This window comes from Sphingomonas sp., assembly GCF_019746665.1.
GTDB lineage: Bacteria > Pseudomonadota > Alphaproteobacteria > Sphingomonadales > Sphingomonadaceae > Sphingomonas.
This window is the reverse complement of record NZ_JAIERS010000003.1, coordinates 37,792-61,101: the sequence shown is the minus strand read 5'-3', so window position 1 is coordinate 61,101 and position 23,310 is coordinate 37,792. Positions and strand designations below refer to the sequence as shown.

Sequence of the window (23,310 nt, the reverse complement as noted above, 5' to 3'; positions counted from 1 at the left end):
ACCCCCAATCCCCGGCTCAGGCCTTCGCCGCCACGCTCTCCGGCAGATCCTCGCCGAACACGCGCTGATAATATTCGGCGATCAGCGAGCGCTCGGCCTCGTCGCACTTGTTCAGGAACGACAGGCGGAAGGCGAAGCCCACGCTGCCGAAGATCAGCGCATTCTGCGCCCAGCTGATCACCGTGCGCGGGCTCATCACGGTCGAGATGTCGCCGTTGATGAAGCCGCGCCGCGTCAGGTCCGCCACGCGGACCATGTTCTCGACCACCTGTTTACCCTGCGGCTGATCATATTCGCCCGATTTGGCGAGCACGATCTGCGCTTCGGTCGCCGCCGGCAGATAGTTGAGCGTCACGACCACGTTCCAGCGGTCCATCTGGCCCTGATTGATCTGCTGGGTGCCGTGGTAGAGCCCGCTGGTGTCGCCCAGGCCCACCGTGTTGGCGGTGGCGAACAGGCGGAACCAGGGGTTGGGGCGGATCACCCGGTTCTGATCGAGCAGCGTCAGCTTGCCCTCGGTTTCCAGCACGCGCTGGATCACGAACATCACGTCGGGGCGGCCGGCGTCATATTCGTCGAACACCAAGGCGGTCGGCGTCTGCAGCGCCCAGGGGAGCAGGCCCTCGCGGAATTCGGTGACCTGCTGCCCATCCTTCAGCACGATCGCGTCGCGCCCGATCAGATCGATCCGGCTGATATGCGCGTCGAGGTTGATGCGGATGCACGGCCAGTTCAGCCGCGCCGCCACCTGCTCGATATGGGTCGATTTGCCGGTGCCATGATAGCCCTGCACCATCACCCGCCGGTTGTGCGCGAAGCCCGCCAGGATCGCGAGCGTCGTGTCCGGATCGAACACATAAGCGGGATCGAGATCGGGCACGCGCTCGTCCGCCTCGCTGAAGGCGGGGACCATCATGTCGCTGTCGATCCCGAACAGCTCGCGCACGCCGAGCTTGCGATCGGGGGCGGCGAGCAGCGTCGTCGAGCGGCTATCGGGTTGGGTGTTGGGGAGGTCGGTCATCATCGGGCCTTTCGCGCGCCTCCCTAACGCGGGCGTCGCGCGAAAGTCGAGACCGTTCACGCAGGCGTGGGCGCGAGCCACAAAGTGTTGGTGGCGTAATCGATCACCGCGCGCCAGCGCTTCAGCACGTTGGTGCCGATCACCACTTGCGGCGGCGTGACGCCGGCCGCGCGCAACTGGCCGATCACCGAGCCAAGGTCGATCGCGACCACCGCCGCTCCGGGCAGCGCGACGCCCCCCACGCTGAGCTGCGCATTGTCGACGCGTGCCGCGGTGAGCGCCGCCCCACCGACGCCGCCGGCGGTCTGGCTGAGCGGCACGAGCGGCAGTTTCTGCGCATCCGCCCAGGTGCGATCGACCACGGTTGCCGAAGCGCCGGTATCGATGATGATTTCAACCGGCTGGCCATTCAGCGTGCCGCTCGCGTGGAAATGCCCCGCCGCCGAGGGTCGCAGCGCGATCGGGCGGAAGCCCGTGGTCTGTGGCGCGGCGGGCGATTCGGCCTGGGTTGGCGCCGGGGCTTGCAGCGCAGGCGGGGGGAGCGCATCAACGATCATATTACACCTCCATGTGAGTCGTGTAATATGTAATTTCGATACGAAAGATTGGCAATGGGTGATTTACCCCAGCATGTCACCGAGGCACTGGAGAAATTGGGCGTCGATCCCGCGCTGCTCGCCGGGGAGGGCGGGACTCGGGTCGTGGTAGTGCAGGCGGGGCTCGAACAGGCGCGGCAGGCGCTGCGCGAGCACAGCCGCGACCAGGTGGTGATGGCGCGGGTCGATCAGGCGACGGCGGCGCAGCTCGATCGATGGGTCGCGGCGGGCGTCGCCAAGAGCCGCTCGGAGGCCGCCGCGCTGTTCATCGGGGAAGGGCTGCGGCTGCGCGCGGGCGATCTCGAGCGGCTGTCGAGCGCGATCGAGGCGCTGGAGGCGGCGAAGGCGCGGTTGCAGCAAGAGGCCGAATCGATTTTCGGCGCTCGTCCTAACGAGGATTAGCCCGCGTCGCCGCCGCGCGGTGCTATGATCGTGTCCGACTCGGGCAACAACCCGGGCGAGGGAGGACGCGATGACCGAGGCACCCCAAGGACCGACCGGCGGGCTGACGCCCCACCTCCAGATCGGCGATAATCGCGCCGCGGAGGCGATCGATTTCTACACCAAGGCGTTCGGCGCCACCGAACAGCGGCGGATGGTGGAGGATGGCGGCACGCGGCTGATGCACGCGCATCTCCACATCAACGGCGCATCGCTGATGCTGCACGACGAATTTCCCGAATATGTCGCGCCCGAGGAGCGCGACGGCGGCCCTCCGCGCGGGCAGACGCTGCATTTGCAGGTCGACGATGTCGATGCGTGGTACGCGCGCGCCGTGGCGGCGGGCGCCCAGGCAACCATGCCGCCCGCCGATATGTTCTGGGGGGATCGCTATGGCCAGCTGGTCGACCCGTTCGGCTTTCGTTGGTCGATCGGGGCACCGCTGAAGGGTTGAACCACGCGCGAGGAGCAGCGCCATGAGCTATATCGACGGTTTCGTGATCCCGGTCGCGCAAGATCAGCGCGCGGCCTTTATCGAGCATGCCGAGAAGGTCGATGCCTATTTCCTGGAGCTTGGCGCGCTGCGCGTGGTCGAATGCTGGCAGGAAGATGTGCCGACCGGCAAGCAGACCGACCTGTTCCGCGCGGTCGATGCCCAGCCGGGCGAGGCGGTGGCCTTTTCGTGGATCGAATGGCCCGACAAGGCGACGCGCGACGCGGCCTATGCCAAGTTCAGCGAAAACACCGAGCTGATGGGGATTCCAATGCCGTTCGACGGCAAGCGGATGATCTTCGGCGGCTTCACCCCCGTCGTGACGCTGGAGGCCTGAGATGACCGATTCCGCCGGCAGCTTCATCTGGTACGAGCTGATGGCGCCCGATCCGCACGCCGCCAAGGCGTTCTACGAGCGGGTGTTCGACTGGACGATCGAGGCCGAACCTTCGGGGGCGATCGACTATCGGATGATCACCGCGACGCTCGGCAATGTCGGCGGGGTGCTGACCTTGACGCCCGAGATGATCGCCGGCGGCGCGCGCGCGGGGTGGGTGGGCTATGTTTGCGTCGATGATGTCGATGCGGCGCTGACGGCGCTGGAAGCGGCGGGCGGGCGGACGCTGATGCCCGCGCATGACATGCCGGGGATCGGTCGCTTCGCCTTCGCCGCCGATCCGCAGGGCGCGCCCTTCTACCTGATGCGCCCCGCCCCCAATGAAGGCGCGCCGCCCAGCCCCGTCTTCGCGCCGGGCGAGGCGGGGCATGTCGCCTGGAACGAGCTGTCGACCAGCGACCAGGCGGGAGCGATCCAATTCTATAGCGGCCTGCTCGGCTGGAGCTTCGACGAGCGGCTGAGCATGGGGCCGATGGGCGATTATGTGTTCATCCATCATGGCGCGACGCGGCTGGGCGGGGTGATGCAGCAAGACGCGGTGCCGACCGCCTGGTGCTTCTACACCCAGGTCGCCGACATCGCCGCCGCCGCCGAGGCGGTGCGCGCGGGCGGCGGGCAGGTGATCATGGGGCCGGCGCCCACGCCCGAGGGTGGCCAGGTGATCGTCGCGCGCGATCCGCAAGGCGCGGTGTTCGGCGCGGTGCAGGGCGGATGAGCGGGCTCACCACCTGCCTGTGGTTCGATAAGCGCGCGGAAGAGGCGGCGCGCTGCTACGGGCAGGTGTTTGGCGATGCGTTCCAGCTCGGTCGCATCGCCCACGCGCCGATCGATTACCCGGCGGGCCGCGCGGGGGATGTGCTGACGGTGGAATTCACGCTGTTCGGCCAGGCCTTCCTTCCTGGCGCTGAACGGCGGGCCGTACACAAGTTTCACCGACGCGGTGTCGCTGCAGGTGGGCACCGAGGATCAGGCCGAGACCGACCGGCTGTGGGAGGCGCTTACCGCGGACGGTGGCACGCCGGTCGCCTGCGGTTGGCTGAAGGACAAGTTCGGCCTCAGCTGGCAGATCACCCCGCGCCGCCTGACCGAGCTGCTCGCCGATCCCGACCCCGGCGTCGCCGCGCGGGTGATGGCGGCGATGATGGACATGGTGAAGATCGACATCGCGACGCTGGACGCGGCGGCGGCGGGGTAGCGGGCACCGCCGTGTCGCGCGCGCAACGCCTGCTCGATCTGATCCAGTTGCTGCGGCGCCATCGGCGGCCGGTGGCGGGGGCAGTGCTCGCGCTTGAACTCGGCGTTTCGCTCCGTACGCTCTACCGCGACATCGAAAGCCTGAAGGCGCAAGGCGCGCCGATCGACGGCGAGGCTGGCATCGGCTTCGTGCTGCGGCCCGGCTTCCTGCTGCCACCCTTGATGTTCTCGGAGGAAGAGATCGAGGCGTTGGTGCTGGGATCGCGCTGGGTGTCGGAGCGGGCCGATGGCGCGCTCGGCCAGGCGGCGCGCAACGTGCTGGCGAAGGTGGGCGCGGTGCTGCCCGAGGATTTGAAGCAGGGGATCGAGGCATCCGGGCTGCTGATCGGCCCCGGCGCGCCGATCGCGGCGGGCGACGCCGAACTGCCCGCGATCCGTGCCGCGATCCGCGCCGAGCGCAAGCTGCGGATCGGCTATGCCGACGAACTGGGCAAGGCGACCGAGCGCACCATCTGGCCGGTCGCGCTCGCCTTTTTCGATCGGGTGCGCGTGGTCGTCGCCTGGTGCGAGTTGCGCGACGGCTATCGCCACTTCCGCTGCGATCGCATCGCCGCGCTCGAGCCGCTGGCCGATCGTTTCCCGCGCCGCCGGGCCGCGCTGTTCAAACAGTGGCGCGAGCTGCAGGGCGTGGCCGAGCAATGACTGCTGACAAAAACTGACAGTATGATTGCGTATCCCGCCTTTCGCCGGCGCTCGATCAGCGGGCCGCCGGGCGAGGGAGAAACGCCATGGCCGAGTTCAATTTCATCCTGCTCTATGTGCAAGATCACCGCGCGAGCGCGGCGCATTACGCCGCGCTGCTCGGGCTGCCGGTGGTCGATCAGAAGGACGACATCTCGATCCTGCCGCTGCGCGACGGCGTGATGCGGGGGCTATGGGCGCGCGATCATGTCGCGCCGGCGAGCGCCAGCGCCCCGGGGGCGCACGAGATCGCGGTCGCGGTGCCGGACGCGGCGACGGTCGAGGGGCTTCATGCCGATTGGAGCGCGCGTGGGGTCGGTATCGCCCAGCCGCCGACGGCGATGAGCTTCGGCACCACCTTCGTCGCGCTCGATCCCGATGGGCACCGGCTGCGGGTGTACGCCCCCAACCCGGCGTGATGCGCGGCGCGGGCTGGTCGATGCGGCCGGCCCGCTACCGCTGTGGCGCCAGCCAGAGCGTGGCGGTGGGATAGTCGATCACCGCGCTCCACGCCTTCAGCACATCGCCGCCCAGCACCAGATCGGGCGGCTCCACCCCTTGCTGCCTGAGCGCCGCGCGCACTTCGCGCAGGTCGATCGCGAGGACGGGAATGCGGAACAGGCGGATGCCGCCGATCGACAGTTCCGCGCCTTCCACCAGCGCGAGATCCAGCGCCACGCTGCCCGCGCCCGCACCCTTGATGCCGAGCGGGCGCAGCGTGAAGCCCGCGCTCGTCGCCCATTCGCGATCGGCGACGGTGCTGGCGGCGCCGGTATCGAGCAGCACCCGCACCGGCTTGCCGCCCACCGCGCCCATCACTTCCAGATGCCCGGTGCTGAGCAGGGTGAGCGGGATGCGGCGATAGCCGCGCGCGGCGAGCGCCTTCAGATGCGGCGGCAGCGCGGGCGCGGCGGGTGCCTGGGCGATCACGGGGATCGGCATCAGGCGAAGGCCGGCGCGGATTTGAGCTGCTGATAGGCGGCGATCACCGCCTGCAGCCGCGCTTCGTGGCTGCGGTCGCCGCCGTTGCGATCGGGATGATAGCGCCGGGCAAGCTCGGCATAGCGCTGGCGAAGCGCGCGGCGATCGGCGTCGATGCCGAGCCCGAGCACGTGGAGCGCGCGGCGGTCCGCCTCCGACAGCGGCTTGCCGTCCTGCCGCCCGGCGCTCGCCGCGCGGCGTTCCCGAAAGCGCCCGGCGATCGCGTCGAGCGGATCGCTGAAATCGCCCCAGCTCGGCGGCCGGTCAGCACCGACATGGGCGAAGGCGCGCGTCTCGCGCTCCCACCCGGCATAGGGGCGCTGCGCGGCGCTGATCTCGTCGGGGCTCATCCCGGCGAAGAAGTTATAGCGCGCGTTGAATTCGCGGACATGCTCCAGGCAGAACCAGCGATAGCGCGGCGGCCCCTCGGGCGGGGTGCCGGCTTCGGGGGGCGCGCGGAATTCGCCCGGCTGGTCGCAGCCCGGCGCCATGCAATTCTGCCCCGTTCCTTCAATCCGGCCATGAAAGCGCGTGGCCCGATCCTTTCTGTCATTTGTCCGCGCCACCGCGCTCCCCGAGGTCGCAAAGCCGTGTATATAGGGCCGATGACCGCAATCGCCACCGGCCCCATCGCCCAGGAAATCACCGATCGTCTCTCGGCCGCGCTCGCCCCGTCCCGGCTGGAGGTGGTGAACGACAGCGCCAAGCACCGCGGCCATGCGGGCGACGACGGCACGGGGGAGTCGCATTTTTCGGTGCTGGTCGAAAGCGCGGCCTTTGTCGGGCTCGGCCGGCTGGCGCGGCAGCGGCTGGTGAACGAGGCGCTGCGCGGGCTGGCGGGGGAGCGGGTCCACGCGCTCGCGATCCGGGCGCTCGCGCCGGGCGAGGCGTGATGCGCGCCAAGCGCCCCGCCGCGCGCATCCTGCTGGTGGATGGCGCGGGGCGGGTGCTGCTGTTCCGCTTCACGCCCGATGATCGCCCGCCCTTCTGGTGCACTCCCGGCGGCGCGCTCGATCCCGGCGAGAGCTATGCGGCGGCGGCGCGGCGCGAATTGCTGGAGGAAACCGGGATCGACACCGATCCGGGGCCGGAGATCGCGCGGCGGCAGGTGAGCTTCACCACGATCGAAGGCGTGCCGGTGGACGCGGACGAGCGCTATTTCCTGGTACGCGTGGGCGACACCGTGATCGACACCGCCCGCCACACCGCGCTCGAACAGCGCGTGATGACGCGCTGGCGCTGGTTCACGCTCGCCGAACTCGCCGCGCATGACGAGCCCTATTTCCCCGAGGATCTGGCCGAGATCCTGGCACAAACGGAGGCCCGCGCATGACCGATCCCTTCCTGCATCTGATCGAGCCGACCAGCCATGATCTGGGCGGTTTCAAGGTCCATCGCACCTTGCCGTCGCGGCCCCGCACGATGGTGGGGCCGTTCATCTTCTTCGATCAGATGGGGCCTGCGCACTTCCCCCAGGGCGGGGGGATCGACGTGCGCCCGCACCCGCACATCAACCTCGCGACGGTCACTTATCTGTTCGCCGGCGCGATCGAGCATCGCGATTCGATCGGCAGCCATGTCGTGATCGAGCCCGGCGCGGTGAACCTGATGACGGCGGGGCACGGCATCTCCCATAGCGAGCGTTCGCCCGCGAGCGAGCGCGCGGTCGGCCCCGAACTCTCGGGCATCCAGACCTGGCTCGCCCTGCCCGAGGCCGATGAGGAGCGCGATCCCGCCTTCGAGCAGGTGACCCGCGACCGCCTGCCGGTGGTGGAGGCGAGCGGCGCGCGCGCGCGGATCATCATGGGCACGCTCTGGGGGGCGACCGCGCCGACGAGCATTTATGCCGAGACGATCTATGCCGATATCGACCTGGCGCCCGGCGGCGCGGTGCCGATCGACGCCGAGGCCGATGAGCGCGCCCTCTATGTCGCTTATGGCGAGGCCCGGCTCGACGATCAGCCGCTGGTGCCGCAGACGCTTTACATCCTGAAGCCCGGCGTGACGGGCACGCTGCGCTCGGACGCGGGCGGGCGGGTGATGCTGTGCGGCGGCGAGGCGTTCCGCACCCCGCGCTATGTCTGGTGGAACTTCGTCAGCTCCAGCCGCGATCGGATCGAGACGGCGAAGGCGGCATGGAAGGCCGGTGACTGGGCCAAGGTGCCGGGCGACGACAAGGAATATATCCCCATCCCCGAGGTGCCGCGCACCGTCAGCCATCCCTGATCGTTATGTGGGAGTAATGACTTGACGGTGTGATCGCCTGCCCTAGCCTGACGGTTCCTTGGGGGAGGGCGCATGGCGGGCATCGTGCAGGCACGGCGGGTGAGCAACCATGCGCGGTGGCTCGTGCTGCTGCTCGGCGCGGCGGTGTTCATCAATTATGTCGATCGCGGCAATCTCGCGACCGCCGGACCGCTGCTCAAGACCGAACTCGGGCTGAGCAACACCGCTTTCGGGCTGCTGATCTCGGCGTTCTTCTGGGTTTACGCACCGTCGCAGCTGCTGGCAGGCTGGGCGGCGCAGCGTTTCTGCGCCTACCGCGTGCTCGCCGCCGGGATCGCGCTATGGGCGGTGGCGACGGTCGCGACGGGCTATGCCGGCGGCTTTTTGGCGCTGCTGGTGCTGCGGCTGCTGCTGGGGCTGGGCGAGGCGGCGATGTTCCCGTGCGCCTCGAAGCTCATCACCGATCATGTGCCGCCCGAACGCTATGGCCAGGCCAATTCGGTGACCGCGCTGGGTCTGTCGATCGGCCCCGCCTTCGGCACCTATGTCGGCGGGCTGGTGATGGCGCATTATGGCTGGCGGCCAAGCTTCGTGCTGTTCGGCACGCTCTCGCTGCTGTGGTTGCTGCCCTGGCTGCGGCTGAGGCGCGATACCGCGCGCCCGCACGCGGCGTCGGCGCCGGCGCCCTCGCTGCTCGCCATCGCCCGGCGGCGGCCGGCGATCGCGGCGGCGCTCGGGCATTTCTGCGTCAATTACAGCTTCTACTTCATGCTCGCCTGGCTGCCGGTGTATCTGGTGAAGGTGCACGGCTATTCGATCGCCGGGATGGCCGCGATGGGCGGGCTGCTCTATCTGGTCGAGGCGGGGAGCGCGCTGCTGTTCGGCTATCTGCCCGATCGCTGGATCGCCGCCGGCGCCAGCGCCAATCTGGCGCGCAAGACGATGATGACCGGGGGAACGCTGATCAGTGCCGCCGCGCTGGTGGGCGCCGCGTTGGGCGACGCGCGGGTCGCGCTGATCGCCCTGTTCGTCGCCAAGCTGTTCGGCGGGATGACCGGGAGCAACATCTACGCGACCGGCCAGACGCTCGCCGGCCCCGCCGCCGCCGGCAAATGGATCGGCTTCCAGAACGCGGTGGGGAACGCCGCCGGCATCGTCGCGCCGTTGCTCGCGGGGTGGCTGGTCGATCGCGCGGGCAATTTCACCGCCGCGTTCCTGGTCGCGGCCACGATCTCGCTCTGTGGCGCCTTTTGCTGGAGCGTCATGATAGGGCGGATCGAACCGCTCGATTGGCCGGGGGTTCCCCGCGCCGACGCCACCCGCTAGCCTCGGCCTCCGCGCTCAGGAGATTGGCTGCATGACCGAGGCTTTTCCGCTCACCCGCATCGCGCTGCCCACCGGCGTCTCGCTCGATGTCGCGACCGCGGGCGATCCGGCCGCGCCGGCGATGATCTTCCTCCACGGCTTTCCCGAATCGCACCGCACCTGGCGGCACCAGATCCCCGAATTCGCGCGCGATCATTTCGTCATCGCGCCCGATCAGCGCGGCTTCGCGCGGTCTGACAAGCCCGAGCGGGTCGAGAATTACACCCCCGACAAGCCCGTCGGCGACATGCTCGCGCTCGCCCGGCATTTCGGCAAGGAGCGCTTCACCCTGATCGGCCATGATTGGGGCGGCGCGATCGCCTGGATGGCGGCGCTCCAGAATCCGCAGGCGGTCGAGCGGCTGATCATCCTCAACGCGCCGCACCCGCTCGTCTTCCAGCGCAGCATGTTCGATGGGCTCGATCAGCGCCGCGCGAGCCAGTATATCCGCGCTTTCCGTGATCCGGCGATCGAGACGATGATCGCCGGGATCGGGGTGGAGGCGTTCTTCGACAAGACCTTTGTCGGCCACGCCGATGCCGACAAGCTCGCGGCCGAGCGGCCGTTCTACGTTGATCAATGGTCGCAGCCGGGCGCGCTGACGGCGATGTTCAACTGGTACCGCGCGAGCGCGATCCAGGTGCCGGCGATGGACGAGAACCCGCCGCGTCCCGCTTTTGTCGACGCGCCTTTCCCGCCGGTCATCCCGCCGACGCTGGTGATCTGGGGGATGGGCGACACCGCGCTGCTGCCCTGCCAGCTGGAGGGGCTCGACGCGCTGGTCCCGCGCCTGACCGTCGTGCGCGTGCCGGAGGCGGGGCATTTCGTGCCGTGGGAAGCGCCCGACGCGGTGAACCGCGCGATCCGCGATTGGCTGGCGGCTAGCTGACCGCCGGCGCCGGGCGGCGCTGGACCAGCTCGAACAGCGGCGCCGCCATCAGCGTGGTGACGATCGCCATCACCACCAGCATTGCGAACAGCGGCGGCCCGATCAGCCCGCGCTGCAGGCCGATATTGATGATGATCAGCTCCATCAGCCCGCGCGCGTTCATCAGCGCGCCGATGCCGAGCGCGGTCGGCTGATCCTGGCCGGTAAGCCGCGCGGCGAGCCAGCAGGCGCCGAACTTCGCGGCGATCGAGGCGGCGAGGATCGTCAGCGTCACCAGCGCGAGCGCGGGATCTGCGACAAGCGCGAGCTGGGTGTTGAGCCCTGAATAGGTGAAGAAGATCGGCAGCAGCAGCACCACGGTAAGCGGCAACAGCCGGGCGCGGAGCTGACCGGCGAAGGCGCCGCGCGGCATCGCGGTGCCAAGCAGAAAGCCCCCGAACACCGCATGCATCCCGACCCAATCCATCAGGAAGGCGGCAAGGAGGAACAGGATCAGCGCGGTGGCAAGGCCCGCATCGGTGGATAGCCTCGCGATACCCCCGACCAGCCGCCGGCCGGGGCCGAGCATCAGCACAGCGAAGGCGAGCCCGCCACCGATCGCCTTCACCGCGACGAGCGGCCCGTCGCCGAAACTCGCCAGCACGATCGCGAGCACCGCCCAGGCGGCCGCGTCGTCCATCGCTCCCGCCGCGAGCGCCAGCGCGCCGAGCGGCGATCCGGCGAGGCCGCGCTCCTGAATGATCCGGGCGAGCATAGGGAAGGCGGTGATCGAGATGCACGCACCGGTGAAGAGCACCGCCTGGGCAAGCGTGAAATTGGGCGCGAACAGGCCGGGCAGGCTGAGCAGCCAGGGCGCGAGCAGTAGGGCGAGGCCGAACGGCGCCGCCATCCCCGAGAGCGATACCGCGAGCGCGCTGCCGCGGTGCGCCCGAAATTCGCGGGCGTCGAAGCCGAGCCCGACGATGAACATGTAAAGCCCCACGCCAAGCTGGGCGAGGACATAGAGCAGCCGTTTGATTTCGACCGGAAACAAAAAGCCGGTGAGCGCGGGGGCGGCGAGACCGAGGAGCGACGGCCCCAGCAAGACCCCGGCGATCATCTCGCCCACCACCGGCGGCTGGCCGAGCCAGCGGCGCCCGGCGTAGCCGCAGAGCCGCGCCGCGAGCAGGATGAGCGCGAGATCGAGAAAGAACCTGACGCTGAGTTCGGCGACGGGAAGCGGGGTGGGGGTCATCATCCGCGCTCCTGCGTTACTCGTGTTAAGCCGCGCAAGGCAAAAGAAAAGGGAGGCAGGTCGCCCTGCCTCCCCAATCTTGTCCCGAGCGGAAGACTTACTGGCCCGAACCGGGGCCGTAAGTGATTTCCACGCGACGGTTCTGCACTTCGCGCACGCCATCGGCGGTCTGCACGCGCAGGCGGGTCGGGTCTTCGCCGAACGCCTGGGTGGTGACGACGCCCTCAGCGATGCCGTGCGAGGTCATGTACGCCTTGACCGCGTCCGAACGGCGCTGCGACAGGCCGAGATTGTACTTCGGCGTGCCCGAACGGTCGGTGAAGCCGGCGAGCATCACCTGCGCGCTGCCGCAATTCTGGTACTGCGAAACGGCGTTGTCGAGGATCGACGCCGCTTCCGGCGTGATGTCCGACTTATCCCACTCGAAGAACACGATGAACGGACCCGGCGAGCACGGCACCGCAGCGGGCGGCGGCGGCGGCGGCGGGGGAGGCGGCGGCGGGGGAGGCGGCGGCGGCGGGGGAGGCGGCGGCGGCGGCGGCGGAGTCGGCGCGCCGAAGTTATAGGTGATGCCGCCCATCAGCGAGTGCGAACGGAACGTTCCCTCGAACCGGTTGCCGCGCACGTCGACGAAGCGCGTGTTCGGCGCCGTGAAGAAGCGATACTTCAGCGAAACGTCGATGTTCTTGGTGACCGGCGCGCGGATACCGGCGAGGCCCTGATAGGCGAAGCGCGTGTCCGAATCGTCAAGGAAGCTGCCATTCTGGTTCAGCGCGTACTGGCCGGCCTTGACGCGAGCGACGCCGACGCCACCGCCGACAAAGCCCTGCAGCCCGTCTTCGTCGCCGAAGTCGAACAGCGCATTGGCCATGAAGCTGAGCGCCGAGGTGTTGCCGCCGACGCCACGATAGCTGCCGGCAGGCGCATTGCCCAGCGTGCCGTTGGCCGCAAAAGCCGGCGTTGCAACTTGCGAGGTGTAGTCGCGCACATGCGCACGGCGATAACCAACTTCGGCTTCCAGACGGAAAACACCGAAATCATAGCCAATGTTGCCCGAAACGTCGAAACCATATTCATGCGACGTGTTGGCGGCCTGGCGCTGCGCGCCAATGTCATAACGGATATTTTCGACGATCGTCCCGCCGCCTTCGACACCGACATACCAAGCCTTGTCGCGCGCGAGCGCCGGCGTGGCAATGGCGGTGGAGGCGAGCGCCATAATAACGGCAAGCTTCCGCATCATTGTCCCCTTTCTTGAGTGTCACTACGGACAGCCCAAACTCACTAGCCAATGGTTGGTTTCGGCGCAAGCGCGCAAATGGGGAGAAGTGTGGCATGAAGGCCACAGGGACATGAATCCGTCAAGTCGCGATTATACCTAGTGCGGTGAGCGCGGCGATCACCGCGGCGAGCGTCGCACGCGCTTCAACGTCGATCGTGGCGCCGCCGCTCGGCGCCGCGATGGTCGGGCGCGCCGCCCCAAGCGCGGCGCCCGCCCCGCTCCGCCACGCTCCGGCGCGATAGCGCGCGGGCAGGCCGGGTTCGCTCAGCCACAGCGCCAGCCCCTCGCGCGGCGCGATGAAGCGCCAGCCGCCGCCCGTCCAGCCGGCTAGGTTGCGCTCCTGCCCCGCCCAGGCGCCGCTCGCGCCATCACCGACGATCCAGGCATCGCCGGGTTGCGGGGTCGCGGGCGGCACGGCGGCGATCGCGCGCACCGTACCGGGCACGATCAGATCGAGCAGGGCGAGCGCTTCGTTGTGATAGAGTTCCTTCTGCGCCTGGCCCGGCTGGAGCAGGGGCAGCGCGAGGCATGGCGTGGTCTGATCGAGCATCATCCTCTCCTTCAATCACGCCGCAACCGCGCCGGCGGCGAGAGCCCCGCGGCGCCTTGCTGGCGCACCTCGATCCAGCCGCGCCCCGCATCGCCCGGCAGCGCGAGCGACGGAGCGGCGGTGGTTATGATGGCGCCGCTCGGCAGCGTGACCTGATAGCCCTCGCTCTCCTCGCCGAGCGGGGCATCGGTGCCATCGAGCCAGCGCCAGCCGAGCCGACTGCGCCGTGTCCAGCGCAGCACGCCATCATGATCCAGGCGCAGCTGCACCGGCGCCGGAGGCAGCAGGCTCGCGCCGGTGAGGGCGACGGGCAAGCGCACCGGCGCGCTGTCCCCCTGGCCGGCGCCGAGCAGTACGGCTTGGCCGCCGAGGCTCGCGAGCGGCACCGTCAGGCTGGCGAGGCTATCGCTCGCGAGCAGCACGAAGCGGTCGCCAATGGCTTGCACCCCCGCCGCCGCCTCGGTCCCACGCCGGCCGCGCAGCAGCTGTGTCAGGCGCCAGCGATTGCCGCCCAGTGGCTCGGCGCGGCCGAACTGCACCAGCTCGTCGCCCGCGAGCGCCAGGTTCGCGCCGGCATCGAGCGCGGCCGCGTCGGCGTCGCCGAGCTGCATCGCGTCATGCGCCAGCCGCACCTCGATCACGCCGGCGGTGTCGAGCAAAGCGCCGCCGGCCGGGCGGGGCGGAGTGAGCACCGTGCCGATCACCGCCGGCGGCGCGGTGACGCCGACGGGATCGAAGCGCGCGCCATCGGTGCTGAGCAACAAGCTTGCCCGCCGCCAGCCGGGCGCGGTGCCGGCGGCGGCGACGATCAGGCGCGGCGCGCTCGGCGGCGTATCGTCGAGCGGGGGGAGTTCGGCGGCGACGAGCAGCGTCGTGCCGATCACCGCGTCGGGGCTTGCGAGGACGCGGCCGGAACTCGCCGCCGGCGCCGGGCCAGGGGCGGCGAGGCGGACGAGGTCGAGGCTCAGCACCATCGCCTCGAGCGACCAGCCGCTCACGCGCCACAGCCCGGGCGCGCCCGCGATCGTCACCACTTCGCCCGGGCGTACCGCGAGGTCGGCGAGGCTCAGCGCCACTTGCCGCCGCTCGCGCCCGGCTTCGGCGCGGGCGAGCGCCGCCTCGGCCACCGCGCGGGCGACGCCGGCATCCAGCGCGGCGGCGAGCGTCAGCGTCTCCTCACGCCCGCCCGCGCCCGGGCGCAGCGCGCTTTGCCGCCCGGCCTGATAGTCGCGCGCCGGATCATAATGCGCGACCGACAAGCTTTTCGGGATGCGCTCGATCGCGGTGATCGCGTGCGCGCGGCGGCGGCCTTGGCCGCGCGCGGCGAAGCCGGCGTCGGCGAGCGCGCGGGTCGCGACCGGCATGTCGCGCAACGCGAGCCGGCCCCCGGCGGGCGCGACCCAGGCGCCGCTCGCCTCGGCCAGCACCTCGACCACCCCGCGCAGACTGTCGCCATAGGCCGAGAAGCCGGTGAGGCGGAGCGCGGCATCCCCGGTGATCGCGCCATCGCTCAGCGCCGTGGCGATCGCGCCGGCGGTGATCGCGGCTTCGTCGGCGATCACTTCGAAAGTGAGCGAGGGGATGCGATTGCCATAATCGGCGAGCTGGAACTGTTCGAACACCGCATAGGCCAGGCCGCGATAGGCGGGGGTCGCGCCTTCGGCCGAGGCGATCAGCGGATCGGGCGGCTGATCTTCGCCGCCCAGGTGCAGGCGGAACCCGGTCGGTGTCTTGAAGTCGCCCGCCGCGCCGCGCAGCAGCTTGCCATCGGCCCAGATCCGCCCGACACCCCGGATCGGCCGCGACGACAGCGCCACCGCGAACGATACCGCGTAGCTATAGGTCGTCACGTCGGGCTGGCCCTTGGCGCCCCGGGTGCTGCGGCTTTCGATCAGGTCGGTCGACCAGATCACCGTGCCCGCCACGCGCAGCGTGCCGAACAGCTTGGGCAGCGGCGTGCCATAGGACGAGGTCTGCACCGCCAGCTCGGTGAGGCGTGGCCCCTGCCGGCCCTTGGGCTTGAACAGCAGATTCTGGTCGATCGCCTGCCCGGCGAGCGCGCCGATCGAGGCGCCGATCGGTCCGCCGATCACCCCGCCGACGACGGTGAGCACTAAGGTAGCCATGAAACGCCTCGCTCGAACAGGTTTGGCTAGGGCTCGCAGCGCAGCCGCCACGCGCCGAGCAGCGGCCAGGGCGCGGGGCCGGGACGCTCGACGACGCGGCGCAGATGCGCGTCGGCGTGGATGATGCCGGCCTCGCTCGCGATCGCGAGGTGCAGTTGCGCGGGGCCGGGCTGGAACAGCAACAGGTCGCCCGGCACCGGGTCGCGCGCGCACGCCAGCACCGCGTCGAGCCGGGCGATCACTGCCTCGGCATCGGCGGTGCGCAGCGCATAGCCGGTGGGGATCGTCGCCGTGACACCCCCCGCCCGCGCCGCCAGCCCGGCGAGGCCGACGCAATCGAGCCCGCTTTCCGGCGCGCGCCCATGGAGCCGGAACCGCGCCCCGATCGCCGCGCGCGCGGCCGCGAGCGGGCTCATGCGCCGGGATAGCGGGTGAGCAGGTCGATGCCGGGCAGATGCGGCTCGCCCCGGAAGTTGAGCGCGTTGGCGAAGCGATCGCGGCAGGTCTCGAAACGCTTGTCGCAGCCCTCGATCAGCTCGATCAGCGTGCCTGGCGCGGGTGCGTGGCGCGGCGGCAGGCGCAGCGTCACGCTCGCGCCGTCCGACGCGGCGACCGCGCTTTCCAGGCCGGCATTTTCCCCGCCGAACCAGCGCAGCAAGCCCGCGCCATAGGCGTTGGCGGAAGGCTCTTCGCGGTCGAGCGTCAGCAGCCGGTCCTCGGCCGCCGTCACCCGCGCGAAGCGGCGGCGCGCCGCCATCGCCACCCGGCAGCGCGCGTCGCCCAGTTCGGCGCGACAGGCGGGGCTCGTCGCCTCTACCACCGCGCGGTCGAGCAGCGCCGCTGGCCCGCGCAGTTCGGCGGTGAAGCCGCCATCCTGCGTCTCGATCGCGCCGAGCAACCCTTCGCCGAGCGGCACCGGCGCCCCGCCTCCCGCCCAATCATAAGCGAAGATCGCCACCCGCGCCCCGTCCCACCGCCCGTCGAGCAGATCGGTTTCGCCGAGCGCCGCGCTGGTGAGCGCGCCGGTCACGTCCATCGTATCGGCGTCGAACCCGTCGCCGCGCTTGATCGCCGATGGGGTGATCCCCGGCGCGGCGCGGTGGATCAGGCCCTCCACCGCCAGATCGCGGTCATGGTCGGTCAAGGCGATCGTCACGCCATCGCGCCGCGCGATCCGCCAGCACAGCGCGTAGCTGGTGAGGCTGTCCGCCATCGCCTCAATCCTCGCGCAGTTCGACGAGCGGCACCGAGGGCGCCGCACCCGCCAGGAAAGTGGCGCGGGTGACGCTCAGCCGATCCTCGGCGAAGCGCACCGGCACGTCGAAGCGGAACCCCGCCGTCACCGCGACGCCCGCCGCGGGTGCCGTATCGAGCACCACCCAGCCGCCGGGTTCCAGCGTGAAGCCGCTCGTCTCGGCGCCACCGACGGCGACGCGCACGCTGCCGGCAACCGGCCGGGTGATCCGCCGCGCCTGCTCGCCATAATGTTTGACGAGCGCGAAGCGGACGTTCTGCCCGTCGCCGATGCCGAGCCGCGCATCGAGCGGGGTCGGCGGCTCGGCGCTCGCCTGATCGAACGGATCGCGCAGGCGAAACCCGCGCGCGGGGCCGAGCCGGGCACGGAAAAAGGCGAGCAGCGTGGCGATATCGGCCTCGCCGCGCACCCCCGGCCCCACGTCATAGCGGGTGCGCGCGCCCGCCCAGCTGGCGTTGCGCGCCTCATGTCCGCCCGCGCTGGTGACGATCGCGGTGGAGAAAGCCGGGCTCACTTCCGCCTCGCGCCCCAGCGCCAGCGGGAACAGCACATCGTCGAAAGCCTGCACGTCATCCTCGCCCGCGAAATGGAGATAGCCGTCCCGCAGCACTTGGGGTGCCGCCCAGATAAAGGTCGCCGCCACCCCGCGCGCGTGCGCCGCGCCGGCGGCGGCGTCGATCAGCCGCCACTGCGCCGTTTGATCGGGTCGCAGCACGAAGCCGCTGAGATAATGCTGTTCCCCCGGCGGATAGCCGAGCCGCGCCGCCGCCGCCGCCACGCCACGCGCGCTCTGCGCGGTGTCGCCGGCGGTGACCCAGTCATAATCCTCGAGCTGGAGTATATCGAAGGCGGGCCGCGCCCAGCCGATCGGCAGGTTGAGCCGGTACGCCTCGGGCCGCGCGCGATCGAGCAGGGTGGGCAGGTAGATCAGCAGATGCGTCACGCACTTCGGCGCCGCGGCGCGCGCGGCCGCCGCCAGATCAGCGGTGGATCGGGCGAGCAGCGCGCCCGCCGCTTCCAGCACCGCGATCGTCGCGGCGCTTTGCGGCCCGTTCAGGTCGATCGGCGGTGGATCGCCGAGCGCGGCGCGGGCGGCGCCGTCATAAAGGCAGGGCTTGCCGTCCGCCGGCAGCCACCACCATGGCTCCCCCACCTGGAATTTGGGCGGCAGTTCGGCCGCGAGCGCGATTTCCATGAACGCGCGCGCCACCGCCTGAAGATACGCCATCGCTTCTGCATTGGCGGGCGAGAGCAAGGTCGAGGGCGGCACCCAGCCCGTGAGCGCGGGGCCGCCATCCGCCGCGCGCTGCTTCCAGCTTTCGGGGCAATGCGCGTCGAACAGTTCGTAGCTCAGCGACCAGATGATGCCGAAACCGAGCGCCTTCGCGCCTTCCGCGAAGGCGCGGTGCCATGCGGCGCACGGGGCGCAGAGCGCGCCGCCGTCGAGCGTCACCAGCGCCCCGTCGAGCCGGAAATAATGGCTCATCCCCACATAATGATTGATGTCGCCGCGATAGCCGAGGTGCAGCATATTGCGCAGCAAACGCTGCGGCGTGAGGTTATAGCTGTCGTCATAACCGCTCGCGATCGACAGGCCGTGCTCGGGCACGATCGCGTCGCCGATCGCGATCACCGCACCGGGGCCATCGACGGTGATCTCGCTCAGCTCGACCCAGCTTTCCGCCGGCGCGGCGAGCGGCACGGCGGCGCCGCTATAGCCGGCGGGGACGAGCGAGACGAACAGCCGGTCGATATCGCCCGCCCATACCGGATCGGCCTCGCCCGGCAGTAGGAAGCCGCCTTGCAGCCTGGCGAAATCGAGCGTGACGCGCGCGTCTTCGGGCGTGCCCTGGGCATAGTTCCACAGCCGTACATACCAGGCGCGGGGGTTGCCGCTGGCATCGCGCCCCTCGATGGTGAGGACGGGGCCGTTGACCGCGTCGAGCGCCCGGACCCCGCTCGATCGCCAGCGGAACGACAGGCGGACCTCGCGGAAATCGCGCCGCGTCTCATAAGCGAGCAGCGGATGGTCGAAGCGATCCTCGGCTTCCCAGATCAGCCCGGCGAGATCGTCCTGCCGGTAGAACACCGCGTCCACCCGCAGCGCGTCGGGCGCGGTGGCGATGACCGAGGCCATCATCGGGCGCGGGAAGTTCACCGTCCAGAAGCGCGGATCGAAGCGGGTGAGGAAGCCCTCGCGCGGGTGATCGCGCGGGACGATGCTGTGGGGCATGGCTGGGCTCCGTTGAGGGGTTTGCGCGGAGAGGCGGCGGAGGGGTGCCGACATGCCGTCGTCCCCGGCGTTCGCCGGGGAAGACATTTCTCGGGCAAGATGGCGCGACAGATCGCGCTTGGCCCTCTCTCGCTTGCGCGGGAGCGGGCTTAAGCGTGGACCGTCTGCGTGACCCTATTCCGCCAGAGCCGCGCGCACCGCGCGCGCGACCTGGCGCGACGACTGCGCCAGCGCCTGCGGCTCGGCGCCGGGGGCGTTCACCGTGATCGCCACGCGCACCTCACGCGCGCCGCCCGCGCCCGCCACTATCGGCGCGACCGAGCCCGCGGAGGTCGGCACGAACAGCTCCGGCCCGCGCTCGCCGACCAGATAGCCGCGCCCGGGCGCCACCGGGCCACCGGTCGCGCGGCCGGGCAAACCGAACAGCGCGCCGATCCCGGCGAGCAGGCCACCCGCGCCGCCGCTCCCGCCCCCACCGCCGAACAGCGCGTCGAGGCCGCTCTTCACCGCGCTCGCGGCGATCTCGGCGAGTACCGAGAGCGCGACGCGCTGCAAATCCTCGAAGCCGAGCTGCCCGGTACGCGCGGCGCGCAGCAGCGCGCGCTCGATCCCGCGCCCGGCCAGCTCGGCCCCGCGCGCGAGCGGCCCTTCCAGCTCGCCGCGCATCGCCGCCACGTCGCGCGCGAAGCCGCTGGTATCGGCGCGCACGCTCACCACCAGCCGGTCGATTTCTTCATCCATCGGGGAATTGCTCCATCAGCCGGGCGATTTGCGCGGGATCGGGCGGGGCGCCGGGATCGTCCCCGCGCGCGGCAGCGACGAGCGCGGCGAGTTCGGCCGGGGTCGCGCGCCAGAACTCATCCGGGCGCCAGCCAAAGGCGAGCCCAGCGAACCCCGCCAGCTGCGCCGCGCGCGCCGCGAAACGCTCAGCGTCCACCCAGAATCTGCCCGAGCAGCAGCTTGAGCGGCGGGGTGAGCGTCGCCAGGCCCTGCGCCGCCAGTGCCTCGCCGAAACCCTCGCGCGTCAGCCCCTCGGGCCGCTCGGCGAGGCAGTGCCAGAACAGCGCCACCAGCTCGCTCAGGCGCAGTTCCCGCGCGGCGGCGCGCTCGACCAGCGCGAACAGCGGCCCCAGCTCCTCCTCGGCGGCGACCAGGGCGGCGAAGCTCGGCCGCAGCACCAGCGCCGCGCCCGCGATCCGGAGCGCCGCCTCGCCGCGCGCGGGATTGGCGCTCACGCCACCGCCCCCGAGCTTTCGAGCGACAAAGTATAGGTCCGCTCGCCGTTGAAATCGCCGGCATATTCCAGCCGGGTGACGAGGAACTTGCCGGTCATCGTCTCGCCGCTTTCGAAGCTCAGCCGGTAATCGTCGATCCGGCCCGAGAGCGCGTTGGCCTTCAGCCGCGCCTCCGCCGCCGAGCCCGTGAACAGCCCCGCGCCCGACACGCTGACCGAACGCACCCCCGCGCCCGACAGCAATTCGCGCCAGCCCCCCGAATCCTTGCTGGTGATGACCACCGCCTCGCCGTTGATCTGCAGCTGCGTGGTGCGCAGCCCGGCGACGGTGGTGAAGGCGGGCGGCGTCGCGCCGTCGCCGATCTTGAGCAGGAAGGCGGAGCCTTTTTCAGCGGGCATGGTCGGTCCTTTCGAGCGAGAGGGTGGGCATTATCCGGCGAGCAGCCGGGCGCGGTGTTCGAGCAGCACCAGCCAACCGGGGCGCTCGCGCACCAGGCGGCGGCGAACGAGGACGAGGCTCACCAGCCGCCAGTCGCCGAGTGCGGGGCCGAGCGTCGCCAGCGCGGCTTCGGCGGTGTCGCCCAGCGCCTGCGCGCGATCGGGCACGTCGCTCGCGTCGCGGATCAGCACCAGGCTGCGCAGTTCGCGCCCCGCCGCGTCCTTGGTGCTCCAGTCGCCCGCGAGCAGTTCGCCAAGCTCGACATAGGGCGCGGTGGCGGTCGCGCTCGGCCCCTGGACGATGGCGTTGACCTGGCCTGCCAGCCCGGCGCGCAACCCGGCGAGCAGCGCGGCGTGGAAGCTGCGTTCGGCGCTCATCGCAGCAGCCCCGCGATCCAGCGCAGCCGGGCATCGGTGCGCGCGCGGGCGGCGAGGCGGCGCCCGGTGAGCCGCACGCCGCCCGCGACGATCTCGGCACGCACCCCCGGCACCGCGCCGAGCGCCGCCGCCAGTCGCCCGACCACCCGCCGCCGCCTAGCCTCGGCAAGCCGCGCCGCGTGTTGCTCAAGCGCGCGCATCGGCGGCCTCCAGTCGCAGCCCGCGATAGGGGCGCCACAAGGCGGTCACTGCCCCCGGCGGCGGCTGGTTGGTGTCGCGCGCGGCGTAGAGATAGCCCGCGAGCAGCGCCGCGCCCTGGCGGATCGGCGCGGGGAGCCCGGCCCAGGCGTCGGCGATGCCGGCGCGGGCGTTCACCGTCACCAAAGCCTGGGGTGCCGCGTGGAGCCGCACCCAGCCGCCGCCGCGCGCGTCGAGCTCGATCTCATAGCCATCGACCGCGAGCGGCGCCCCGCCCGCGCTCACCCCGGTGATGGCGCGCACCGGGGTGACGGGGAGCAATTGCCACCCCGTCACCGCCGGCAGGCTCAGCGCGAAATCGCGCACGATCAGCGCCGCGCCGACGAATTGCTCGGCCAGCCCCAGCGCGGTTTCGGCGAACGCCGCGATCAGCGCATCGTCGTCGGCGAGCGTCACGTTGCTCGCCGCTTTCACCGCCGCCACCGCCGCGGCACGATCGGCGGCGGACAGCGTCAGCACGCCCAGGCCTTCGCCTTGCATGGTTGTTTTCCTTGTTGTGGGTGGGATGGCTCAAGCTCCCCCCCTGGAAGGGGAGGAGCTAAAGAGGCTCAGCTCGCCGAGAAGCGCATCAGCTTGATCGCCTCGCTGTTCGTCACGCAGCCGCCGATGCGCTTGCTGGCGTAGAAGGCGACGAACGGCTTGTTGCTGTACGGATCGCGCAGGATCGTCGTCTCGCGCCGCTCGGCGATCAGATAGCCGAGCGCGAAATTGCCGAAGCCGATCGACAGGCTGTTGGCGGCGATGTCGGGCATGTCTTCCGCCTCGACCACCGGATAGCCGAGCAGCGTCGCTGGCTGGCCGGCGGTGAGCGCGGGCGACCAGAGGAACTGGCCGTCGCTCGTCTTCAGCTTGCGGATGCGCGCGAGCGTCGCCGAGTTCATCACCCAACTCGCGCCCTGGCGGTAGGGCGCGCGCAGCGTCTGGACGAGGTCGATCAGCCGGTCCGCCGGGTTGGCGCCGAAATCGCCCGCCGCGCCGCTCGCCAGATATTGCAGCGTGCCGAAGGCGCGGGTCGCGTCGCCGGTCGCCGCGACCGGCTGCTGGAGGAAGCCGCGCGGGCGGTTGCTGCCGCTGCCGTTCACGAACGCGGCGCCTTCGGCGCGGGCGAATTCGGTCGCGATCTCGCTCGCGAGCCATTCCTCGACATCGAACTGGGCATCGTCGAGCATCGCCTGGGTGGCGCTGGGGTTAGCCCACAGCTCGCCCATCGGCGGCGCGATCTCGACGAAGCTCGGCGTCGCGGTATCGGGGCGGGTGCCGTCCTCGGCCGCCCAGCCCGAGACGATGCCGCCCGTCGTCACCAGCTTGCGATAGCCCGCCGAGCCGACTTGCACCACATTGGCGATCGCGCGGATCGGCGAGATCGTCTTGAGCGTGGCGTCGATCCGCGCGTCGATCTCCTCGGGGATGGCGACGCCGCCGCTCGCGTCGCTGGTGCCGGCGAACGCCTTCACCTCGATCGCGGTGCCGGCGCGCAGGAAGCGGGCGAAGCCGGGATCGGCGGCGCTTTCCGCCCCGGACAGCGCCGGGCGAGCGACGGCGGCGGGCAAGGCGAGCCCGCTCAATTGCGTGTTCAACGGATCGGGTGCGGTCATGGCTCAGTTCTCCTCGATGAAATAGACGCGCGCGAGCGGCTGCATCGGCGCCGACACCAGGCTCACCTCGATCAGATCGAGGCTAAAGAGTTCACGATATGTTCCTTGGCGCGCCGCGCGCTTGACGCGGTAGCCGAAGGACAGGCCCGGGGGCGCCGCGCGCAGCCGGTCGGCGCGGGGGCCATCGGGCAGCGCGCCGATCACGCGCAGCCCGCGCGCATCCTCGGCGAGCGTCTCGATCGTGCCGATCGGCGGCCCGGCATGGTCCCACAACAGCGGCACGCGCTCCGGCAGCGGCTGGAAGGCGCCGGCGCGGATCACGTCGCCCCCGCGATCGGGGCGATCGAACAACGCCGCGTACCCCGCGAAGCGCAGGCTCATTT

The 23,310-nt window shown here is 70.7% G+C and carries 32 protein-coding genes and 1 pseudogene; 13 read left to right on the top strand and 20 right to left on the bottom strand.

Features of this window, described 5'->3' with window-relative positions; genetic code table 11:
• Positions 1–16 precede the first annotated feature (16 nt).
• Both cobS and K2X73_RS01845 read right to left on the bottom strand, forming a co-directional pair.
• Positions 17–1,021: a cobaltochelatase subunit CobS gene (gene cobS, locus K2X73_RS01850; RefSeq protein ID WP_294108047.1), complete on the bottom strand. Its 1,005-nt coding sequence runs from the start codon at positions 1,019–1,021 to the stop codon at positions 17–19.
• Positions 1,022–1,077: 56 nt separating this feature from the next.
• On the bottom strand, positions 1,078–1,578 hold the full coding sequence (locus tag K2X73_RS01845; RefSeq protein ID WP_294108046.1) for a retropepsin-like aspartic protease: 501 nt from the start codon (positions 1,576–1,578) through the stop codon (positions 1,078–1,080).
• A gap of 54 nt (positions 1,579–1,632) precedes the next feature.
• Here K2X73_RS01845 and K2X73_RS01840 point away from each other — a divergent pair, with 54 nt between their 5' ends.
• The 8 genes and pseudogenes from K2X73_RS01840 (at position 1,633) to K2X73_RS01810 (ending at position 5,302) form a co-directional block, all read left to right on the top strand.
• The gene (locus tag K2X73_RS01840; RefSeq protein ID WP_294108045.1) at positions 1,633–2,019 is read left to right on the top strand and encodes a hypothetical protein; all 387 of its coding nucleotides are present in this window, start codon (positions 1,633–1,635) and stop codon (positions 2,017–2,019) included.
• Between the two features lie 70 nt (positions 2,020–2,089).
• Positions 2,090–2,512, top strand: a complete 423-nt coding sequence (locus K2X73_RS01835) for a VOC family protein (RefSeq protein ID WP_294108043.1) — start codon at positions 2,090–2,092, stop codon at positions 2,510–2,512.
• A gap of 22 nt (positions 2,513–2,534) precedes the next feature.
• Positions 2,535–2,888 carry a DUF1428 domain-containing protein gene (locus K2X73_RS01830; protein ID WP_294108041.1) on the top strand — a complete coding sequence of 118 codons (354 nt, stop codon included), beginning with the start codon at positions 2,535–2,537 and terminating at the stop codon, positions 2,886–2,888.
• A 1-nt stretch (position 2,889) separates the two neighbouring features.
• On the top strand, positions 2,890–3,663 hold the full coding sequence (locus tag K2X73_RS01825) for a VOC family protein (RefSeq protein ID WP_294108040.1): 774 nt from the start codon (positions 2,890–2,892) through the stop codon (positions 3,661–3,663).
• Positions 3,660–3,785: pseudogene (locus K2X73_RS15490) on the top strand (VOC family protein); the annotation flags it as partial. The gene K2X73_RS01825 and the pseudogene K2X73_RS15490, both read left to right, overlap by 4 nt.
• A gap of 103 nt (positions 3,786–3,888) precedes the next feature.
• The gene (locus tag K2X73_RS15485; RefSeq protein WP_365980208.1) at positions 3,889–4,143 is read left to right on the top strand and encodes a VOC family protein; all 255 of its coding nucleotides are present in this window, start codon (positions 3,889–3,891) and stop codon (positions 4,141–4,143) included.
• Positions 4,144–4,154: 11 nt separating this feature from the next.
• On the top strand, positions 4,155–4,844 hold the full coding sequence (locus K2X73_RS01815) for a YafY family protein (RefSeq protein ID WP_294108038.1): 690 nt from the start codon (positions 4,155–4,157) through the stop codon (positions 4,842–4,844).
• A gap of 86 nt (positions 4,845–4,930) precedes the next feature.
• Entirely contained in the window at positions 4,931–5,302 is a 372-nt protein-coding gene (locus tag K2X73_RS01810; RefSeq protein ID WP_294108036.1) for a VOC family protein, read from the top strand.
• Between the two features lie 34 nt (positions 5,303–5,336).
• On the opposite strand, the gene K2X73_RS01805 is transcribed toward K2X73_RS01810, so the two are convergent.
• Both K2X73_RS01805 and K2X73_RS01800 read right to left on the bottom strand, forming a co-directional pair.
• A complete protein-coding gene (locus K2X73_RS01805) occupies positions 5,337–5,825 on the bottom strand; it encodes a retropepsin-like aspartic protease (RefSeq protein WP_294108034.1) in 489 nt (162 codons plus the stop codon).
• The gene (locus K2X73_RS01800; RefSeq protein WP_294108030.1) at positions 5,825–6,355 is read right to left on the bottom strand and encodes a J domain-containing protein; all 531 of its coding nucleotides are present in this window, start codon (positions 6,353–6,355) and stop codon (positions 5,825–5,827) included. Before K2X73_RS01800 ends, K2X73_RS01805 begins: the two co-directional genes overlap by 1 nt.
• Positions 6,356–6,469: 114 nt before the next feature.
• Between K2X73_RS01800 and K2X73_RS01795 the strand changes: the two genes are divergently transcribed.
• From K2X73_RS01795 to K2X73_RS01775, 5 genes are all read left to right on the top strand, one after another.
• Positions 6,470–6,757 (top strand): BolA family protein, encoded by a 288-nt coding sequence (locus K2X73_RS01795; protein ID WP_294108028.1) that lies wholly within the window; start codon positions 6,470–6,472, stop codon positions 6,755–6,757.
• Positions 6,757–7,197 (top strand): NUDIX domain-containing protein, encoded by a 441-nt coding sequence (locus K2X73_RS01790; protein WP_294108026.1) that lies wholly within the window; start codon positions 6,757–6,759, stop codon positions 7,195–7,197. The genes K2X73_RS01795 and K2X73_RS01790 overlap by 1 nt, the downstream gene beginning before the upstream one ends.
• Positions 7,194–8,090, top strand: a complete 897-nt coding sequence (locus K2X73_RS01785) for a pirin family protein (protein WP_294108024.1) — start codon at positions 7,194–7,196, stop codon at positions 8,088–8,090. Before K2X73_RS01790 ends, K2X73_RS01785 begins: the two co-directional genes overlap by 4 nt.
• A 72-nt stretch (positions 8,091–8,162) precedes the next feature.
• Positions 8,163–9,416, top strand: coding sequence for an MFS transporter (locus tag K2X73_RS01780; protein WP_294108022.1), 1,254 nt, complete (start codon positions 8,163–8,165; stop codon positions 9,414–9,416).
• 31 nt (positions 9,417–9,447) lie between these two features.
• The gene (locus K2X73_RS01775) at positions 9,448–10,344 is read left to right on the top strand and encodes an alpha/beta hydrolase (RefSeq protein WP_294108020.1); all 897 of its coding nucleotides are present in this window, start codon (positions 9,448–9,450) and stop codon (positions 10,342–10,344) included.
• Here the strand turns inward: K2X73_RS01775 and K2X73_RS01770 are convergent.
• The 16 genes from K2X73_RS01770 to K2X73_RS01695 form a co-directional block, all read right to left on the bottom strand.
• Complete coding sequence (locus K2X73_RS01770) at positions 10,337–11,581, bottom strand: cation:proton antiporter (RefSeq protein WP_365980185.1); 1,245 nt, start codon at positions 11,579–11,581, stop codon at positions 10,337–10,339. The two genes, K2X73_RS01775 and K2X73_RS01770, sit on opposite strands and share 8 nt — an antisense overlap.
• A gap of 94 nt (positions 11,582–11,675) precedes the next feature.
• Entirely contained in the window at positions 11,676–12,818 is a 1,143-nt protein-coding gene (locus tag K2X73_RS01765) for an OmpA family protein (RefSeq protein WP_294108018.1), read from the bottom strand.
• Positions 12,819–12,939: 121 nt separating this feature from the next.
• Complete coding sequence (locus K2X73_RS01760; RefSeq protein ID WP_365980184.1) at positions 12,940–13,410, bottom strand: DUF2793 domain-containing protein; 471 nt, start codon at positions 13,408–13,410, stop codon at positions 12,940–12,942.
• Positions 13,411–13,421: 11 nt separating this feature from the next.
• Complete coding sequence (locus K2X73_RS01755; RefSeq protein ID WP_294108014.1) at positions 13,422–15,536, bottom strand: phage tail protein; 2,115 nt, start codon at positions 15,534–15,536, stop codon at positions 13,422–13,424.
• A gap of 26 nt (positions 15,537–15,562) precedes the next feature.
• Entirely contained in the window at positions 15,563–15,952 is a 390-nt protein-coding gene (locus K2X73_RS01750) for a peptidoglycan endopeptidase (RefSeq protein WP_294108012.1), read from the bottom strand.
• Entirely contained in the window at positions 15,949–16,749 is an 801-nt protein-coding gene (locus tag K2X73_RS01745; RefSeq protein ID WP_294108010.1) for a DUF2163 domain-containing protein, read from the bottom strand. The genes K2X73_RS01750 and K2X73_RS01745 overlap by 4 nt, the downstream gene beginning before the upstream one ends.
• Positions 16,750–16,753: 4 nt before the next feature.
• Entirely contained in the window at positions 16,754–19,024 is a 2,271-nt protein-coding gene (locus K2X73_RS01740) for a DUF2460 domain-containing protein (RefSeq protein ID WP_294108008.1), read from the bottom strand.
• A gap of 174 nt (positions 19,025–19,198) precedes the next feature.
• Positions 19,199–19,765: a tail tape measure protein gene (locus K2X73_RS01735; protein ID WP_294108006.1), complete on the bottom strand. Its 567-nt coding sequence runs from the start codon at positions 19,763–19,765 to the stop codon at positions 19,199–19,201.
• Positions 19,758–19,961, bottom strand: a complete 204-nt coding sequence (locus K2X73_RS01730; RefSeq protein WP_294108004.1) for a phage tail assembly chaperone — start codon at positions 19,959–19,961, stop codon at positions 19,758–19,760. Before K2X73_RS01730 ends, K2X73_RS01735 begins: the two co-directional genes overlap by 8 nt.
• Positions 19,951–20,259, bottom strand: a complete 309-nt coding sequence (locus K2X73_RS01725; protein WP_294108001.1) for a GTA-gp10 family protein — start codon at positions 20,257–20,259, stop codon at positions 19,951–19,953. The genes K2X73_RS01730 and K2X73_RS01725 overlap by 11 nt, the downstream gene beginning before the upstream one ends.
• Positions 20,256–20,657, bottom strand: a complete 402-nt coding sequence (locus K2X73_RS01720) for a phage major tail protein, TP901-1 family (protein ID WP_294107999.1) — start codon at positions 20,655–20,657, stop codon at positions 20,256–20,258. Before K2X73_RS01720 ends, K2X73_RS01725 begins: the two co-directional genes overlap by 4 nt.
• Before the next feature lie 30 nt (positions 20,658–20,687).
• Positions 20,688–21,074 (bottom strand): DUF3168 domain-containing protein, encoded by a 387-nt coding sequence (locus K2X73_RS01715; RefSeq protein WP_294107997.1) that lies wholly within the window; start codon positions 21,072–21,074, stop codon positions 20,688–20,690.
• Positions 21,071–21,274 (bottom strand): hypothetical protein, encoded by a 204-nt coding sequence (locus tag K2X73_RS01710; RefSeq protein WP_294107995.1) that lies wholly within the window; start codon positions 21,272–21,274, stop codon positions 21,071–21,073. Before K2X73_RS01710 ends, K2X73_RS01715 begins: the two co-directional genes overlap by 4 nt.
• Positions 21,261–21,812, bottom strand: coding sequence for a hypothetical protein (locus K2X73_RS01705; protein WP_294107993.1), 552 nt, complete (start codon positions 21,810–21,812; stop codon positions 21,261–21,263). The genes K2X73_RS01710 and K2X73_RS01705 overlap by 14 nt, the downstream gene beginning before the upstream one ends.
• Before the next feature lie 68 nt (positions 21,813–21,880).
• Positions 21,881–22,927, bottom strand: coding sequence for a phage major capsid protein (locus K2X73_RS01700; RefSeq protein ID WP_294107991.1), 1,047 nt, complete (start codon positions 22,925–22,927; stop codon positions 21,881–21,883).
• Between the two features lie 3 nt (positions 22,928–22,930).
• On the bottom strand, positions 22,931–23,308 hold the full coding sequence (locus K2X73_RS01695; RefSeq protein WP_294107989.1) for an HK97 family phage prohead protease: 378 nt from the start codon (positions 23,306–23,308) through the stop codon (positions 22,931–22,933).
• Positions 23,309–23,310 lie beyond the last annotated feature (2 nt).

Coding starts and splice junctions, on each gene's coding strand:
- K2X73_RS01805 (WP_294108034.1), bottom strand. CDS start 5,825: ATGCCGATCCCCGTGATCGCCCAGGCACCCGCCGCGCCCGCGCTGCCG.
- K2X73_RS01750 (WP_294108012.1), bottom strand. CDS start 15,952: ATGAGCCCGCTCGCGGCCGCGCGCGCGGCGATCGGGGCGCGGTTCCGG.
- K2X73_RS01800 (WP_294108030.1), bottom strand. CDS start 6,355: ATGGCGCCGGGCTGCGACCAGCCGGGCGAATTCCGCGCGCCCCCCGAA.
- K2X73_RS01785 (WP_294108024.1), top strand. CDS start 7,194: ATGACCGATCCCTTCCTGCATCTGATCGAGCCGACCAGCCATGATCTG.
- K2X73_RS01770 (WP_365980185.1), bottom strand. CDS start 11,581: ATGATGACCCCCACCCCGCTTCCCGTCGCCGAACTCAGCGTCAGGTTC.
- K2X73_RS01705 (WP_294107993.1), bottom strand. CDS start 21,812: ATGCAAGGCGAAGGCCTGGGCGTGCTGACGCTGTCCGCCGCCGATCGT.
- K2X73_RS01780 (WP_294108022.1), top strand. CDS start 8,163: ATGGCGGGCATCGTGCAGGCACGGCGGGTGAGCAACCATGCGCGGTGG.
- K2X73_RS01710 (WP_294107995.1), bottom strand. CDS start 21,274: ATGCGCGCGCTTGAGCAACACGCGGCGCGGCTTGCCGAGGCTAGGCGG.
- K2X73_RS01720 (WP_294107999.1), bottom strand. CDS start 20,657: ATGCCCGCTGAAAAAGGCTCCGCCTTCCTGCTCAAGATCGGCGACGGC.
- K2X73_RS01845 (WP_294108046.1), bottom strand. CDS start 1,578: ATGATCGTTGATGCGCTCCCCCCGCCTGCGCTGCAAGCCCCGGCGCCA.
- K2X73_RS01765 (WP_294108018.1), bottom strand. CDS start 12,818: ATGCGGAAGCTTGCCGTTATTATGGCGCTCGCCTCCACCGCCATTGCC.
- K2X73_RS01695 (WP_294107989.1), bottom strand. CDS start 23,308: ATGAGCCTGCGCTTCGCGGGGTACGCGGCGTTGTTCGATCGCCCCGAT.
- cobS (WP_294108047.1), bottom strand. CDS start 1,021: ATGACCGACCTCCCCAACACCCAACCCGATAGCCGCTCGACGACGCTG.
- K2X73_RS01740 (WP_294108008.1), bottom strand. CDS start 19,024: ATGCCCCACAGCATCGTCCCGCGCGATCACCCGCGCGAGGGCTTCCTC.
- K2X73_RS01795 (WP_294108028.1), top strand. CDS start 6,470: ATGACCGCAATCGCCACCGGCCCCATCGCCCAGGAAATCACCGATCGT.
- K2X73_RS01810 (WP_294108036.1), top strand. CDS start 4,931: ATGGCCGAGTTCAATTTCATCCTGCTCTATGTGCAAGATCACCGCGCG.
- K2X73_RS01755 (WP_294108014.1), bottom strand. CDS start 15,536: ATGGCTACCTTAGTGCTCACCGTCGTCGGCGGGGTGATCGGCGGACCG.
- K2X73_RS01840 (WP_294108045.1), top strand. CDS start 1,633: ATGGGTGATTTACCCCAGCATGTCACCGAGGCACTGGAGAAATTGGGC.
- K2X73_RS01715 (WP_294107997.1), bottom strand. CDS start 21,074: ATGAGCGCCGAACGCAGCTTCCACGCCGCGCTGCTCGCCGGGTTGCGC.
- K2X73_RS01790 (WP_294108026.1), top strand. CDS start 6,757: ATGCGCGCCAAGCGCCCCGCCGCGCGCATCCTGCTGGTGGATGGCGCG.
- K2X73_RS01775 (WP_294108020.1), top strand. CDS start 9,448: ATGACCGAGGCTTTTCCGCTCACCCGCATCGCGCTGCCCACCGGCGTC.
- K2X73_RS01825 (WP_294108040.1), top strand. CDS start 2,890: ATGACCGATTCCGCCGGCAGCTTCATCTGGTACGAGCTGATGGCGCCC.
- K2X73_RS01830 (WP_294108041.1), top strand. CDS start 2,535: ATGAGCTATATCGACGGTTTCGTGATCCCGGTCGCGCAAGATCAGCGC.
- K2X73_RS01735 (WP_294108006.1), bottom strand. CDS start 19,765: ATGGATGAAGAAATCGACCGGCTGGTGGTGAGCGTGCGCGCCGATACC.
- K2X73_RS01835 (WP_294108043.1), top strand. CDS start 2,090: ATGACCGAGGCACCCCAAGGACCGACCGGCGGGCTGACGCCCCACCTC.
- K2X73_RS01700 (WP_294107991.1), bottom strand. CDS start 22,927: ATGACCGCACCCGATCCGTTGAACACGCAATTGAGCGGGCTCGCCTTG.
- K2X73_RS01760 (WP_365980184.1), bottom strand. CDS start 13,410: ATGCTCGATCAGACCACGCCATGCCTCGCGCTGCCCCTGCTCCAGCCG.
- K2X73_RS01745 (WP_294108010.1), bottom strand. CDS start 16,749: ATGGCGGACAGCCTCACCAGCTACGCGCTGTGCTGGCGGATCGCGCGG.